Consider the following 15,887-nt stretch of genomic DNA (forward strand, 5'->3'; position numbering starts at 1 on the left):
GTTAGTCTGTTGCTTTCGCTTGTTTGATCTTCGCGACGACATCATGGTCAACCATGATTTTCGCCTGTTTGAGCGCACTCATGATGGCTAGTGCGTCACTCGACCCGTGCGCTTTGATGACGGGGGCGTTGATTCCGAACAAGCCCGCACCACCTTGCTCACGATAATCTAATGTTTGTTTCAAGTTTTTCAGTTTCGGTTTTAAGACGAGAGCGGCAAGCTTCGAGACAATATCGCTCGTGAACTGTTCTTTCAACATTTTCATGAGCATTGACGAAGCACCCTCCACACCTTTCAATAAAATGTTTCCGGCAAATCCTTCTGTCACGATGACATCGACGTCACCTGACATCGCCTCGCGGGCCTCGACGTTTCCGACGAAGTGGACCGGAGCCTGTTCGAGGAGGGGGAACGCTTCTTTCGTCAGCGCGTTTCCTTTCCCAGCCTCCGTCCCAATGTTTAGGAGCGCGACACGTGGGCGCTTGATGCCGCGGACGTGCTCGGCGTATAGCGAACCCATGATCGCGTAATCAACCAAATGTTCTGCCTTAGCGTCCGGATTGGCCCCGACATCTAAGACGACGACACCGCTACCCGTATATGTAGGGAACGTTGGCGACAGTGCCGGACGTTCGATTCCAGGAATCCGACCGATGACAAAAAGCGAAACCGCCATGAGCGCCCCGGTGTTCCCGGCCGATACGAGTCCATCTGCTTTCCCGTCTTTGACGAGCTGAGCCGCTACGACGAGCGAGCTGTCTTTTTTCCGGCGAACCGCCCGGACCGGTTCATCTTCGCCTGTGATGACTTCGCTCGCAGGAACGATTGTAATCCGCGGGTCGGTCAACCCGTAGGACGCAAGCTTCACTCCATCACCGACTAGAAACAGTTCCATCTGCTCGTCCGGAAAACTTTCAGCAAATTGTTTTACGCCGTCCACGATTGCTTTTGGGGCATGATCCCCACCCATTGCATCAATTGCTAACTTCATACTTGTTCCTCCTCACCGCGACGATAAATCGTGAAGTCTCCGCTAAAGACACACTCTTCGCCGACATAACTATCCACTGAGACGTCCGTCCGTCCGTCTCGACGCAGTTTGACAACACGAGCCTTGGCAACGACTCGCTCTCCGAGATGAACTTGGCGACTAAACCGGATTTCCGCTTTAGTGGTCAACGCCAGTTCGTCGTCGATGAGCGCCACCGCTAACGAGTTGGCCTGAGCGAACAAGACGTGTCCACGGGCGATCTCATTGCGGCTAAAGACGTGTTCTCTTTCCATGTCGAGAACCGAGATGGCCGATTCGTCGAGTTTCAAGTCAATCATATCACCGATGACCTCGCTCATTGCGAGCGACTTCACTTCATCGAGGTGCTCTGAAGCAACATGCTTGATCCGTTCCCGGACTTCAGGAATTTTAAGCTCCATCCGATCAAGACGGATCGTTTGAATGCTGACGGCGAACTGCTTCGACAGTTCGTCGTCTTTAATGAACGGGTTATGTTCAATCGTTTCTTGCAGTAAGCGTTGCCGCTCCTTCTTAGGTACCCGCATTCAGTTCCCTCCTAAACTCTTCCCTAAAGAACTTAATACCTGGTACTAATAGCAGTATATATTCTTTAGTTTTAATTTTCAAGTGTTATTCTAACCTTTCGCCGACAAGTAAGTCGAGTCGCTTCAAGTATTGACGCAGCGGTCTGTACGAGGACTCCTGCCAAAACGTCTCGCTGCCGAGCAAGCGGACGGCGTCTTGCATCGCCACTTCCATCACTTTGAGGTCGAGGACCGGGTCGGCGACACGGAAACTCGGCAACCCGCTTTGGGCTGTCCCAAAGAAGTCGCCGGCGCCGCGGAGTTCTAAATCTTTTTCCGCTAACACGAATCCGTCGTTCGTCTCCGTCATCGTCTTCAAGCGGAGCTTCCCGACATCAGACTTCGGGTCTCCTACTAATATACAATAAGATTGATGTGCGCCTCGACCGACGCGCCCCCGTAACTGATGGAGCTGGGCCAAACCGAACCGTTCCGCATCGTGGATCACGATGAGCGAGGCGTTCGGCACGTTTACCCCGACCTCGACGACCGTCGTCGACACGAGAATTTGCAGTGAGTTGTCAGCGAACGCCTCCATCACTTCATCTTTCTCGGCACTCGACAGTTTTCCGTGCATGAGTCCGACCGCATAGTTCGGGAATCGCTCATTGAGTAAATGATACAACTCAGTTGCGCTCTCGACTTCGAGCGTATCGGATTCCTCGATCAATGGCGCGATGACGTACGCTTGATGTCCGAGTGACAGTTCGCGCTCGACCATCGTATGCACCCGGTCGATTTGATCCGTTTTCGCCCAATACGTCTCGATCGGCTTCCGGCCTGCCGGCATCTCATCGATCGTCGACACATCCATCTCCCCGAACGCGCTGATCGCGAGCGTCCGCGGAATCGGCGTCGCCGTCATATACAAGACGTCCGCAAGATCGGCCTTGTCTCGTAACATTTTCCGCTGCTCGACGCCGAACCGGTGTTGCTCGTCCGTGATCGCCAAGTGCAGACGCGAAAACTCAACCGGCCCTTGAATCAAGGCGTGCGTGCCGACGATGATGTCGACGTCACCGGCTTTGATCGCTTCGAGCAACGTAGCGCGCGCCTTCCCTTTGACCGAACTCGTCAATAAGGCGACACGGATCCCGTACGGCTCGAACAGTTGTTCAAGCGAAGCGACATGCTGCTCGGCCAAAATTTCGGTCGGCACCATGAGCGCGCCTTGATAACCCGCGTTCACTGTCGCATACAAGGCGATCGCGGCAACGACTGTCTTCCCGCTCCCGACATCCCCTTGCAACAGGCGATTCATGCGTTCAGGCTTCTCGATATCACTCACGATCTCACGAATGACGCGCGTCTGTGCACCCGTCAACGGGAAAGCGAGCCGCTTGACGAACTCGTTCAGTTGCGTTTTTTCGAGCGTGAGCGCCCTCCCTTTCCCGGAACGCTCCATCTTTCGAAACGCCTGAAGCTTCAATTGATAGAGCAGGCATTCTTCGTACACATAACTGCGGCGCGCTTGTTTGTACATCTCGATCGAATCAGGGAAATGCATCCCTCTGAGCATCGACGCCCGGTCCTCCAAGCGGTAACGCAAGCGGATTGATTCCGGCAGTCGGTCCTCAAACGTCGTCGTCTGATCGAAGGCGAGTTTGACGATTCGACTGAAATTCTTTTGCGTCAATCCGGCCCGAAGCGAATAGATCGGCTGTAACCCGTCCGCGAGCTCACCGAACTCGAGATCGGTCGCACTGATCGTCATCCGGTTCATATCCCATTTCCCTTTGACCGTAACCGTCGCACCAAGCGCCAATTTGTCTTTATAGAAAGCGCGGTTGAACATCGTCACATGGACGACGTAGCGCTCTTCTAACAACAGCCGGAACTGAAGTCGATTTTTGCCTTTACTATAATAGCGGACGAGCGGTTCCGCTTGAACGGTACCACTCCATTTGACGAGGTCCCCGTGGACTGCCGTCGTCACGGTACCGCTGTTATAATTTTCATAACGAAACGGGACGTGCTCTAGCACGTCCTCGATTCGTTCGAGACCCATCGTCTCTAATTTTTTGGCCATCTCTGGCCCGACCCCTCGGAGCGTCGTCAACGCGTCACTGTTTGGCATTTTCTTTCTCTCCAAAAATATTGCGTTCGATCCGACGTGCTGTCGGTGTGTTGGCGAGTCCGCCCCGTGCCGTCTCTTTCAAGGCGGTCGGCATCATTTGACCGATCTCGTACATCGCTGAGATGACTTCATCGCACGGGATGCGGGACGTGATGCCGGCGAGCGCCATATCAGCCGCGACGACCGCGTTCGCCCCACCCATGGCGTTCCGTTTGACGCAAGGTACTTCGACAAGACCCGCTACCGGATCGCAGACGAGCCCGAGCATGTTTTTCAAGGCGATCGCAAACGCCGTCGCCGACTGTTCCGGTGTCCCGCCGGCCGCTTCGACGATGGCTGCTGCAGCCATACCGGTCGCGGAACCGACTTCGGCCTGACAGCCTCCGGCCGCACCCGAAATCGAGGCGTTGTTCGCGACGACGAATCCGAACGCGCCCGAGGTGAACAAATACCGAATCATCGCATCGCGGTCCATCTCGAGACGGTCCTTGACCGCAAATAGCGTCCCCGGTACGACCCCGGCGCTCCCCGCCGTCGGTGTCGCGCAAATCCGTCCCATCGCCGCATTCACTTCGTTCGTGCCGATCGCTTTGGCGACGGCATCTAAAATCAAGTCACCGGCAAGTGATTTGCCCGACCGGACATAGTCTTGCATGAGCACGGCGTCATTCCCAGTCAGCCCCGTCACAGACGTCACGCCTTGCATCGCCCGCTCGACCGCTTCTTCCATCACTTCAAGGTTACGTTCCATCATCGCCATGACCTCTTCTCGTGTCGAGCGTCTGACGTGGACTTCTTGCTCGATCATCACTTCAGAGATCGGAATGTTTCGTTCCGTTGCCGTCCGTACTAATTCTTCTACTGATTTAAACATAGTCGTTTCTCCTTATTCCCCAAAGATGGCTACCCGTTCGATTTGAGGTAACCGTTCCAGTTCCGCTAATACATCTTTTGGCATCGGTTCATCCATTTCAATCGCCATCAAGGCTTGCTTGCCTTTTTCATGACGGCTCACTTCCATATGCCCGATGTTCAGTTCGTGCTTGGCGAGTATGCCCGTCACGGCCGCGATCGCCCCGAAGCGATCGTGATGCAAGACGACGAGTGCCGGTCCACCGCCGGAAAGCTTGAGCGGGAATCCGTTCAATTCGGTGATTTCAATCGTGCCACCGCCAATCGAGATCCCAACGATCTCAAACGTTCCCTCCGCGTCCTCGAGATGAACCCGAGCCGTGTTCGGATGATCCGTGAGCGCGTCGCTCGTCTCAAAGACGACTTCGATTCCCCGCTCTTTCGCGATGTCGAGCGCTTGCGGGATGCGAAGATCGAACGTATCGAACCCCATGATGCCTCCGACGATGGCGACATCTGTCCCATGACCTCGATACGTGTCGGCGAACGACCCGTAAAACGTGATCCGCGCGAGGTCCGGCGTTCGGCCGAACAGTTTGCCGGCCATAAGACCGATGCGTGCGGCTCCGGCCGTATGCGAACTCGATGGTCCGACCATGACCGGTCCGATAATATCAAACACACTGCGATATTTCATCGCATTTCCCCCTTTCAAAAAAACCCTACCTTCATTATACAGAAGGCAGGGCTGAGATACAGCTTATTCCACACTAAAAATGTAGGAGTAGAGCGGTTGTTTACCGTCGTGAACTTCGATTTCAATCTCATCGTTCTTCGATTCGATGTAAGCCGAGAGTGCTGCGACGTCTTCCGCCGACGAACCTTCGCCCGTCAAAATCGTGACAATCTCATCATCCGCGTCCACAAGTGCATCTACGAGCGCTTTTGCCGCTTCTAGACTCGATTTTGATGATGCGACGATTTTCTTCTCAGCAATCGCCATATGATCATCTTTACGAATCTCGACACCGTCGATACTCGTGTCACGGACAGCGTATGTCACTTGTCCTGACTTGACCGTAGTTGCGGCCGTCTTCATGACCGACTCGTTCGTCTCGACATCCGCTTCAGGATTGAACGCGATGGCAGCCGCTAGTCCTTGTGGTACCGTCTTCGTCGGAATGACCGAGACGCCGCAAGGTGCGACCGATGCCGCTTGCTCAGCGGCCATGATGATGTTCGAGTTGTTCGGGAAGATGAAGACGTGCTCGGCGTTCGCCGCTTCAATCGCTTTGACGATGTCTTCCGTCGACGGGTTCATCGTCTGCCCGCCTTCGATGACATGTGCGGCACCGAGCGAACGGAACAGTTCACTGACACCTTCACCCATGGCGACGGTGACGATCGCGTAAGGCACTTTCGCTTTGACGGCAGTCGCTTGAACGCCGTGCTGGTTGGCACCGTGCTCTTCTTCAAGAATCGTCGAATGCTGTTGACGCATGTTCTCGATCTTGACCGCGACAAGCTCACCAAAACGTTGTCCTTTCGTGATGACGTCGCCCGGCGTCTCGACGTGAACGTGGACTTTGAGCAATTCTTCGTCGGCGACGACAAGGAGCGAGTCTCCGAGTTCAGACAACTCGTTACGGAACACGTCCTCATCGAACGGAGTCTGTTTCAACTTTTCGTCTTGGAAACGGACCATGATCTCCGTGCAATATCCAAATTCGATATCTTCCGTCGACATGAAACCTTGCGCAGCATGGTGTTCTGCCTCAACGAGGGCATCCATGACCGGTGCGTGCGGCTTCTCGAGCTCTTTCCCTTCAAGGCTCGCGAGGAACCCTTCATAGATGACGAGGAGACCTTGACCGCCTGAGTCGACGACACCGACTTCTTTTAAGACCGGCAACAAATCAGGTGTCCGCTCGAGCGACGCTTTCGCTTCCGTGATCACTTGCTCCATGAACTCATTGAAGTCGCTCGTCGACTCAGAGGCACGGAGCGCTTCGTCGGCCGCTTCACGAGCAACCGTCAAAATCGTTCCTTCAACCGGTTTCATAACCGCCTTGTATGCCGTGTCGACGCCACGTTTGAGTGCCTCGGCAAAGTCGAGTGTCGACAATTCTGTCTTTCCTTCGATCGATTTACCGAAACCACGGAATAATTGGCTCAAAATAACACCCGAATTCCCACGGGCCCCCATAAGTAGGCCGCGGGCAAACTTCGATGACACGTCAGCGATGTTCGCTGTGTCGAGTGCGGCCACTTCCTTCGCACCTGAAGTCATCGTCAAATTCATGTTCGTTCCCGTGTCGCCGTCTGGGACCGGGAAGACGTTAAGCGAATCCACGTAATCTGCATTTTGGCTCAAGTTGGCTGCACCGTTTGCGACCATTTGCGCAAACACCAATCCATCTAAACGTTTTAACCCCACACCAAATCCTCCTTCGTTCTCGTCAGTCATTCGTCAGACGAACGCCTTGTACGAATATATTTACCGACGAAACGTTTAATCCTAAAGTTTCACCGAGCGTGTATTTTACACGACTTTGCACGTTGTAAGCGACTTCCGACACTTTCGTCCCGTAGCTCACGATGATGTGCATATCGATATGTACGTCTTCTCCATCTTGACGTACGACAACGCCACGCGCATAATTCTCACGTTTGAGCAGTTCTGCGATCCCGTCTTTCAGTTGAGCTTGTGACGCCATTCCTACGACGCCGAAACATTCCATCGCCGCACCGCCCGCGAGTGTCGCGACCACGTCGTTCGTGATATCAATATTGCCATATGTTGTCTTCATTTCAATTGCCATATGGAGTAGCCTCCTTTATTCGGAATGATTCCTACAGTATATTCTACAATAAGTACCTAGTTATTAAAAGGACATGCCCCTAAACTCGGTCAATTGTAACCGCAACCCTCATTCATTATTAAAATCCTCATCCGTAATGTCAAGTTTTTTTCTTGTCATCCGGTTATTTTCTAGTTGCATCGTGAAAAAACCCATGCTAATATAAACGAGTGTCTATTAGGACGAACCCACATAAAAAAGGAGGGGAAACGCATGGCACGTAAATGCTACGTAACAGGTAAGTCACCTAAGTCAGGTAACAACCGTTCGCACGCACTCAACAAGACAAAACGTACTTGGGGTGTAAACGTACAAAAAGTTCGCATTCTCGTTGACGGTAAACCTAAACGAGTTTGGGTTTCAGCTCGCGCTCTTAAATCAGGTCTCGTTGAACGCGTATAATTACCATACACGAACGAAATAAATCCCAGCGGCATGCGCCGATGGGATTTTTTTTGTTTATTTCTTTATATACATAATCAAGACGTTGCCGCTATGAACGAGCAAATCCGCCTCTTCCGCCGACCACTCGTTTGAGATCGTCAGCGCCTCATGGCTGACGACGTCATGGTTCTCGAGCGGGTACTTGACGCCACGAATCGAGACCGAGGCCCGTTTCCAAGGTACGAGCGACAAGTAATGGTCAGGACGACGCGGGAGGCGATAGTCCCCTTTTCCGACGAGGCGCACTTCTTGCCCGTCTGCGAACAACCGCATCTCGGGGTACGCCTCGAGCAGACCGACGTTGCTGAGCGTCATATCGAGTCTGCCCCCGAGTGCACCGTACACGTCGATCACGTCCGCCCCTTTCCCTCGTGCCGCCTCGAGAGCGATCTCAAGGTCGGTCACGTCTTTTTCAGACGGATAACGGACAGCTTCCTCCGGCACGGTGCCTGTGAACGAATCAAAGTCACCGACGAGCAGGTCCGGCTTCATCCCACGGTCGAGCAGCGTATGATAGCCGCCGTCGACGCCGATGACGTAATCGGCGTTCCGAGGAAGCTCAGGGACCGCTTCCGGGCTCGCAGCCACAATCAAGACACGCATTATCTGATGTCCCGTGTCGCGAGCGTCGCGAAACGCGGCGCCGACGTGAACAAGAGCACGATCACGACCGCCGAGACGAGGAACGACGGCAACATATACGTCAAGTTATAGCCGAGCGAGTACAAGACGACCGGTCCTTCCGCATACTCGGCGAAGAAGACGATGCCGGAGACGACGTGCGCAACGTAGCGGAGCGCCGAGCCGATCAACGCCCCGAGAATCAAATAGAACGTGAGCGTTTTCTTGGCGCCGTCTTTTGCCGACTGTTTGACTTGCCCGGCGAAGATGCCGGCGACTCCGACGAGGCCGTAGGCGACCGTGTAGTCGAGTAAAAACTGGACCGGCGTGAAGATATAGGCCCCAAATAACAGTTGTAGCGTCCCGACGAGCGCGCCTGTCGCGAGTCCGCCTCTCAATCCATGCCGATAAGCCATCACGAGAATCGGCAGCATCGCCAAGCTGACTGCTCCGCCTTGCGGCAACCGATATGGGATGAGCATGTCAAAGATCAGTCCGAGCGAGGCGAACAGCGAGATTTCAATGAGCGCCTGTAGTTTTAAACGTTGTTTCATCTTATTCCCTCCTTGATATGAGTGAACGACAAAAAGCAGCATGACGTAAACGCCATGCTGCTATCGTGTAGCAACGTGCATTTTCGCCACATCCCTACGTCCGTGTGAACGGAACAGGTTCAAAGGGTTAGCTCATGCCTCTCAGCCACAGATGTGACACCCCTTGCGACAATATTTGTTGTTCTACAGACGATTATACACGAGACGCGTTGCGAATGCTATCGATTGCGTCTTTATAGCTCGGTTCGTTATAGATGGCTGAACCGGCAACGAGGACGTCGGCACCTGCGTCGATACAAAGTTTTGCCGTCGCAGGATTTACCCCGCCATCAATCTCGATCTCGAAGTCGAGACGACGCGCTTGGCGCATCTCGCTGAGCGCCGCGATCTTCGGGACGACCGCTTCGATGAACGCTTGGCCGCCAAAGCCAGGGTTCACGGTCATGAGCAACACCATATCGACATCACCGAGCACGTGCTCGATTGATGACAACGGCGTATGTGGGTTCAAGACGACACCACACTTGGCGCCGGCTCCTTTGATTTGTTGCAATACGCGATGCAAATGGTTTGTCGCCTCGACATGGACCGTGACGATATCGGCGCCTGCTTGAACGAAGTCCTCGACGAACCGTTCCGGTTGGTCGATCATCAAATGGACGTCTAATACCATGTCCGACTTGTCACGCAAACTTTTGAGTACCGGCAGTCCAATCGAGATGTTCGGCACGAACTGACCGTCCATGACGTCAAAATGAATGTAATCGGCCCCTGCTTCTTGGACCGCTTTGACCTCTGCCTCAAGGTTGGCAAAATCGGCCGACAGGATCGATGGTGCGATTTTAATCATGTTAGTACCTCCGTTGTCTATCTTTTAATTCCTCCATAAACGTAACATAGTTCGCATAGCGGGTGGAAGCGATTTCTCCGGCCTCGACCGCCGCTTTGACGGCACAACCTGGCTCGTTCAAATGGGCGCAACCACGGAATTTACAGTCATCGTGCCGCAAGACGAATTCAGGGAAACACCAACGCATCTCCTCGACTTCAAGTTCTTCCGGGAACTCAAGACTCGAGAATCCAGGTGTATCGGCGACGAACCCGTCCGCGAGTGTGATGAGCGTGACGTGACGCGTCGTATGCTTCCCGCGGCCAAGCGCTTTCGAAATTTTACCAGTCGCGAGTTCGAGCTCCGGTGCGACCGCGTTCAGCAACGAACTCTTCCCGACGCCGGTCTGTCCGGCGAACACGCTCGTCTTGTCTTTGAACGCGCTGCGGATGAGCTCGATTCCAGCTCCGTCTTCGGTCGACGTCTCAATGACTTGATAGCCGATCGAACGGTATAGCGCTGCCGCCGCACTAATTTTTTCTTTTTCAGCTTCTAGCAACAAGTCCATCTTCGTCAACACGATGATTGGGTGAACTTGCTTCGATTCGATCAAAATGAGAAAGCGGTCAAGCAAATGAAACGAGAACGCCGGCTCTTTCACGGAAAAGAGCAGAAACGCCTGATCGATGTTGGCGATCGGCGGACGGACGAGATGGTTCGACCGCTCATCGACAGCCATGATGTAGCCGGTCCCGTCCCCTTGGTCTTGAATATCGACGTCGTCCCCGACGACGGGCGAAATGTTTCGGTTCCGGAAGTTTCCCCGGGCGCGACATCTGATTTCAACTTTCGTTTCGGTCATGACATCATAAAATCCACCTTGCAAGCGAATAATCGTTCCTTTCATCCTGTTTCCTCCTTAGAAAAGAGGTGACGCGCACGCCACCTCTTCATTGTGAATCTTTTGCTTGGGCGTATGTCACCGTATCGGTCCGAACGACTTCTCCCTCGACTTCAATCGTCGCGGTACCGACTTCGTCCGGAGCAATGACGAGCGTATAGGAATACGTCGTCGTTTCTGTGATCATATCACGCAACACTTCGATCTCACCACGGGCATCGACGGTACGGATGACGACTTCGACCGGCTCCGCCTCTTCACCTTCTGCCGGCGGTTCGATTTCGACGTCCACTTCTCGCTCGATCGAGATGTCGGTCGGCTCGACCCCTTGTGAGACGATGACCGTCAGTTCCGTTCCCGGGTCGACCGCCGTCCCTGACGTCGGAAGTTGACGAATGATTTGATTCGCTGGGATGCTCGTCGAATACTCATCGCGTTTCACGATTTTCAAGTTGTTTTGCTCGGCATAAGTTGACGCCTCTTCGAACGTGTAGCCCGTCAAATTGGCGAGCTCGATTTTATTGCTGCCGGTCGAGACGACGAGCGTGACCGTCTCTTCCGACGCGATAACTTCTTCACCTGGCGTGATCGACTGCGAAATCACATCTCCGCTGTCGACCGTTTCGGACGCTTCGGATTGGATTTCAATATCTGTGAAATCAAGATCTTTCAACGTTCGTTCCGCTGCTGTTTGAGACAACCCTTCGACGTCAGGCATCTCGACCGTCTCTTTCCCAGCAGACACGACGATGGTGACGACCGTTCCACGCTTCGGCTTCCGTCCAGGTTGCGGGTTTTGCGAAATCACGTCGCCTTCAGACACGTTGTCACTCACTCGGTCCGTCGTCTCAACGACGAATCCGGATGCTTCCAGTTCAGTCGTCGCATCACCGACGCTCATACCGACGACATCAGGCACGACGGCACGTGACATTTCATCTGCAACCACATACGCGGCAACCCCGCCACCAATCAATAGAAGCACGAGCAATAGCCAGAGCCACCACTTCTTTTTCTTTTGTTTCTTCGGCGTCGCTGATTCCGGCTCGACTGCAGCTGCCGGCTGCTTGACGACTTCTTTCGGTTCTTCCGGGACGACAGGCGCCATGACGAGCGTCTGATCAAACTCGTCTTGTTCTGTCGGCATCCGTTTCGGTTCGTCCGCGCGGTCTGGGCTGAGCGACGTCAAGCAGTCTTTTTTAAAAGCAGCGACCGAGGCATGTCGTGCCCCCGGCGATTTGGCGAGCGCCTGCATAATACAGTTCTCAAGCGCTTGCGGAATTTTAGGGTTCAAGTCGAGCGGTCGGATCGGATCATCTTGCAAATGTTGCAACGCGACCGCGACCGGGGTCTCACCGATGAACGGGACTCGTCCTGTCACAAGTTCGTACAGCACCGCACCGAGCGAATAAATGTCTGACTTCTCATCGGCAAACTTGCCACGCGCTTGTTCCGGAGAGAAGTAGTGGACCGACCCGAGGACTGACATCGTATGGGTCAGCGTCGCGTTCGACATGGCCACGGCAATCCCGAAATCGGTCACTTTGACGTTCCCGTTTTGGTCGATCATCATGTTTTGCGGTTTGATATCCCGATGAATGATGCGATGGGCATGGGCATGATCGATCGCATCACAGATCTGTCCCATGATCCGTAACGCTTCCTCGATTGATATGTACTCTTCCTGTAAATATTGTTTGAGCGTCATACCATCGACATGTTCCATGACGATGTAATAAATGTCTTGTTCATCTCCGACGTCATAAATGGCGACGATGTTTGGATGGTTCAGACTGGTTGCCGCATGGGCTTCTCGTTCGAACCGGCGTATAAATTGTTCGTTATGCGAGAATTCAGATCGTAACACCTTAATGGCGACGGTTCGGTTTAAAATCTCATCGTGAGCCCGGTAGACATTTGCCATGCCGCCGCTACCGATTTGTTGTTCGATCCGATAACGATCGTTGATTCGTTCTCCACTTCGCATCGGATTCATCCTCTCTTTCTATCTGTAAATTGGACGAGCGCCACAGTGATGTTGTCGCTCCCACCCAATCGGTTGGCTTGATCGATCAACATGTCCGCCTTAGCGTCCGCAGAGATGGGACGAGTTAAGGCGTGTTTGATGGCTTCATCTGTCAGGTGAGTCGTCAAGCCATCCGTACAGATTAAAATCGTGTCGAACTCGGGGTCGGCAAACACTTGCAGATCAGGTTCGACGTGCTCTTTTGAGCCGATCGCACGGGTGATAATATTTCGTTTCGGGTGGATCCGCATTTCTTCTTCCGTCAATTCCCCAAGTTGTTTTAGCACGTTGACGTAAGAATGGTCTTCCGTCAATTGTTGGAGTGTTCCGCCACGAAGGGCGTAGACGCGGCTATCGCCGATGTGCACGATGACAATCGTTTCGTCATGCCAACAGACGCCAGCGATGGTCGTCCCCATCATGACGAGATTAGACTGCTTCGCGAATTCAAGCACTTGCTCATTTGCCAGCTCCACGTTATCACGGAACCACGTCTCCATCGCTAACGGTGTGGCCGGAAGCGTCGGAAAGGCGCGACGAAACTGCTCGATGACGAGCCCGCTCGCGACCTCTCCTGCCTCATGCCCCCCCATGCCGTCGGCGACGAGGGCGATCCCGGCATGCTCGTCCCCTAAAATCAAGACGGCATCTTCGTTTTGAGCCCTCACCTGCCCACGGTCGGTTCGGTATGCTAATTCCATCTTCCTGATTACCTCGTTTCTTTTTCGCGCTCCTTCGCTCGAAGCTGCCCACAAGCCGCATCGATATCCGAACCTTGTTCGCGACGAATCGTCACGTTCACTTTTCGATCTTTGAGCACTTTTTCAAAGGCAAAAATTTGGTTACGTGGCGTGCGCACATAGTCGCGCTCAAGCACATGGTTGACTGGAATCAAGTTGACGTGGCATTTGACGCCTTTCAACAAATCGGCAAGCTTGTGTGCATCTTCTTCTGTATCATTGACGCCACCGAACAAACCGTATTCAAACGTGATACGACGTCCACTCTTCTCCGTGTAATAGTTGACGGCTTCCATCAACTTGTCCAAGTTGTAGGCACGGTTGATCGGCATGAGACGTGTCCGAACTTCCGTCGACGCCGCATGAAGTGAAATCGCAAAGTTAATGCGCATCCCTTCGTCGGCGAACTTGTAGATTTTCGGCACGATCCCGCTCGTTGAGACGGTGATGTGGCGTGAACCGATGTTCAAACCGTCATCGTGGTTGACCGTGCGCAAGAAACGCATCAATTCGTCATAGTTGTCAAACGGTTCGCCGATTCCCATGACGACGATCGAGTCGACACGTTCACCGCTCACGTCGAGCGCCCGTTGAACATCTAATACTTGAGCCGTGATTTCTCCGGCTTCAAGGTTACGTTTCAACCCGCCGAGCGTCGATGCACAGAACGTACAGCCGATGCGGCAGCCGACTTGTGTCGTGACACAGACCGAGTTGCCGTATTCGTGGCGCATGAGTACCGTCTCGATCGAGTAACCGTCTTGGAGCTCGAACAAGAACTTGATTGTTCCGTCTTGTGATTCCTGGCGGACGAGTTCTTTTAACGTCGTCAACTGGAACGAAGCATCGAGTTTTTCACGAAGCGGTTTCGACAAGTTCGTCATATCATCGAATGACGTCACCCGTTTGACATACATCCAGTCATATAACTGTTTCGCGCGGAACGCCTTTTCTCCTGCATCGATGAGCCATTGTTCGAGTTCAGGGTATGTGAGCGAATATAAAGACGGCTTGGCGCCGACTAATGGGGTTTTTTCAACTGCTTTTGGATTCATGTTTATACCTCTTTCTTAAATGCGGCGATGTAGAAGCCGTCAGTTCCGAACGTCGTCGGAAGTAGTTTGAGTTCGGCGCGGTCCGATGACACCATCGGGCGTAACACTTCAGGAAGACGATCTCGGAGTGTTTCATCCCACGTCAATCCGTTCGACAATATATAGTCGGCCTGCCGTTCATTTTCAGACGGGTCGATTGTACATGTCGAGTACACTAGCGTACCACCTTGCTTCAGTAGTGGCAAGACAGCGTCAATAATTTCACGTTGGATGATCGGCAGTCCAGAAAGGGATTCTTTGTCCTTCGTCCATTTAATATCTGGCTTGCGGCGAATGACACCTAGACCCGAGCACGGGACATCGAGCAAGATGCGGTCAAAGCTCTCACGTTCGAACTCATCTCCGGCGTCTCTTGCATCGAGGGCTAGTGCGGTCACTCCATCGATTTGCAATCGCTTCACTTGTCGTTCGATCAGTTTTGCCTTATGAGGGTGAAGGTCGAGCGCCACGAGCGTCCCGCCGTCCATCCGTTCGGCGGTGTGCATCGCTTTACCGCCTGGCGCGGCACACGCGTCGAGCACGCGTTCGGTCTTCTCGGCACTGAGCGCGTCGGCGACGATCATCGAGCTCTCGTCTTGAATCGACAAAAGTCCTGCGTCGATAAACGGCGTCGTATGAACGTTTCCGGACTCGATGACGAGACCGTCTGACGATAGCTCAGAACGTGACGCTTGTATGCCTGACTCGGCGAGGCGTTCGATCATCTCCTCGACCGTGATTTGTTTGCGGTTGACGCGAACTGTCACCGGGGCCGGCTCGTTGTTCAACTTGCACATCGCCTCGGTCGCCTCAATCCCGTACGTGTTGATCCAATCCGCGACGAGCCAGTCGGGATGACTGTGCTCGATCGCGATCCGTTCGGCGTCAGGAAGCCCACTCAAATCTGGGAACCCGTCACGAGTGACGTTGCGCAACACGCCGTTGACGAACTTGCCGATGCCGGAGTGCCCACGTTTTTTGGCGATCTCGACCGCCTCGTGTAAGACGGCCCGGTCCGGCACTTTGTCTAAATAGAACAGTTGATACACGCTCATCCGCAGGAGCGGTAAGACGAAACTGTCTAGTTTTTTCGGGTTTTGGACACGCTTCTCCAATATATAATCAAGCGTTCGCTTCCGCCCGAGCGTTCCGTAGACGAGCTCTGTGTAAAGTCCCACGTCTTTTGAAGCTAGCTTTTTTTGGTTTAATAAATCGTTGACCGCGATCGTCGAATAGGCTCCGCCTTGTTCGATTTTGATCAGCGTATCAAGCGCTGCTTGTCTTACGTTCAT

General features: G+C 53.5%; 16 protein-coding genes and 1 riboswitch. Of the genes, 1 reads left to right on the plus strand and 15 read right to left on the minus strand.

Annotated elements, in window-relative coordinates:
- Position 1: 1 nt before the first annotated feature.
- The 7 genes from plsX to EVJ23_RS08530 form a co-directional block, all read right to left on the minus strand.
- Positions 2–991, minus strand: coding sequence for a phosphate acyltransferase PlsX (gene plsX / locus EVJ23_RS08500; protein WP_070327518.1), 990 nt, complete (start codon positions 989–991; stop codon positions 2–4).
- Entirely contained in the window at positions 988–1,557 is a 570-nt protein-coding gene (fapR, locus tag EVJ23_RS08505) for a transcription factor FapR (protein WP_016509712.1), read from the minus strand. Before fapR ends, plsX begins: the two co-directional genes overlap by 4 nt.
- A gap of 85 nt (positions 1,558–1,642) precedes the next feature.
- A complete protein-coding gene (gene recG / locus EVJ23_RS08510; protein ID WP_131465302.1) occupies positions 1,643–3,673 on the minus strand; it encodes an ATP-dependent DNA helicase RecG in 2,031 nt (676 codons plus the stop codon).
- Positions 3,660–4,547, minus strand: coding sequence for an L-serine ammonia-lyase, iron-sulfur-dependent, subunit alpha (sdaAA, locus tag EVJ23_RS08515; RefSeq protein WP_070327520.1), 888 nt, complete (start codon positions 4,545–4,547; stop codon positions 3,660–3,662). The genes recG and sdaAA overlap by 14 nt, the downstream gene beginning before the upstream one ends.
- Before the next feature lie 12 nt (positions 4,548–4,559).
- Complete coding sequence (gene sdaAB, locus EVJ23_RS08520; protein ID WP_035386362.1) at positions 4,560–5,222, minus strand: L-serine ammonia-lyase, iron-sulfur-dependent subunit beta; 663 nt, start codon at positions 5,220–5,222, stop codon at positions 4,560–4,562.
- Between the two features lie 63 nt (positions 5,223–5,285).
- Complete coding sequence (locus EVJ23_RS08525; RefSeq protein ID WP_199749308.1) at positions 5,286–6,962, minus strand: DAK2 domain-containing protein; 1,677 nt, start codon at positions 6,960–6,962, stop codon at positions 5,286–5,288.
- 22 nt (positions 6,963–6,984) lie between these two features.
- Entirely contained in the window at positions 6,985–7,347 is a 363-nt protein-coding gene (locus EVJ23_RS08530; protein WP_016509701.1) for an Asp23/Gls24 family envelope stress response protein, read from the minus strand.
- 252 nt (positions 7,348–7,599) lie between these two features.
- Here EVJ23_RS08530 and rpmB point away from each other — a divergent pair, with 252 nt between their 5' ends.
- Entirely contained in the window at positions 7,600–7,788 is a 189-nt protein-coding gene (gene rpmB, locus EVJ23_RS08535) for a 50S ribosomal protein L28 (RefSeq protein WP_015881349.1), read from the plus strand.
- 57 nt (positions 7,789–7,845) lie between these two features.
- Here rpmB and EVJ23_RS08540 read toward each other — a convergent pair whose 3' ends face one another.
- The 8 genes from EVJ23_RS08540 to rsmB all read right to left on the minus strand — a co-directional run bounded on the left by EVJ23_RS08540 (position 7,846) and on the right by rsmB (position 15,887).
- Positions 7,846–8,433 carry a thiamine diphosphokinase gene (locus EVJ23_RS08540; protein WP_070327523.1) on the minus strand — a complete coding sequence of 196 codons (588 nt, stop codon included), beginning with the start codon at positions 8,431–8,433 and terminating at the stop codon, positions 7,846–7,848.
- Positions 8,433–9,005, minus strand: a complete 573-nt coding sequence (gene thiT, locus EVJ23_RS08545) for an energy-coupled thiamine transporter ThiT (RefSeq protein ID WP_070327524.1) — start codon at positions 9,003–9,005, stop codon at positions 8,433–8,435. Before thiT ends, EVJ23_RS08540 begins: the two co-directional genes overlap by 1 nt.
- Before the next feature lie 74 nt (positions 9,006–9,079).
- Positions 9,080–9,179, minus strand: a riboswitch (TPP riboswitch).
- Between the two features lie 19 nt (positions 9,180–9,198).
- Positions 9,199–9,855 (minus strand): ribulose-phosphate 3-epimerase, encoded by a 657-nt coding sequence (gene rpe, locus EVJ23_RS08550; RefSeq protein WP_070327525.1) that lies wholly within the window; start codon positions 9,853–9,855, stop codon positions 9,199–9,201.
- Between the two features lies 1 nt (position 9,856).
- Complete coding sequence (rsgA, locus tag EVJ23_RS08555) at positions 9,857–10,741, minus strand: ribosome small subunit-dependent GTPase A (protein WP_070327526.1); 885 nt, start codon at positions 10,739–10,741, stop codon at positions 9,857–9,859.
- A gap of 43 nt (positions 10,742–10,784) precedes the next feature.
- On the minus strand, positions 10,785–12,722 hold the full coding sequence (gene pknB / locus EVJ23_RS08560; protein WP_070327527.1) for a Stk1 family PASTA domain-containing Ser/Thr kinase: 1,938 nt from the start codon (positions 12,720–12,722) through the stop codon (positions 10,785–10,787).
- Positions 12,723–12,727: 5 nt separating this feature from the next.
- Positions 12,728–13,462, minus strand: coding sequence for a Stp1/IreP family PP2C-type Ser/Thr phosphatase (locus EVJ23_RS08565; protein ID WP_070327528.1), 735 nt, complete (start codon positions 13,460–13,462; stop codon positions 12,728–12,730).
- An 8-nt stretch (positions 13,463–13,470) separates the two neighbouring features.
- A complete protein-coding gene (rlmN, locus tag EVJ23_RS08570) occupies positions 13,471–14,556 on the minus strand; it encodes a dual-specificity RNA methyltransferase RlmN (protein WP_131465304.1) in 1,086 nt (361 codons plus the stop codon).
- 2 nt (positions 14,557–14,558) lie between these two features.
- Positions 14,559–15,887, minus strand: coding sequence for a 16S rRNA (cytosine(967)-C(5))-methyltransferase RsmB (rsmB, locus tag EVJ23_RS08575; protein ID WP_131465306.1), 1,329 nt, complete (start codon positions 15,885–15,887; stop codon positions 14,559–14,561).

Origin of the sequence: Exiguobacterium sp. SH1S1 (genome assembly GCF_004337245.1) — a bacterium.
Lineage (GTDB): Bacteria > Bacillota > Bacilli > Exiguobacteriales > Exiguobacteriaceae > Exiguobacterium > Exiguobacterium aurantiacum_A.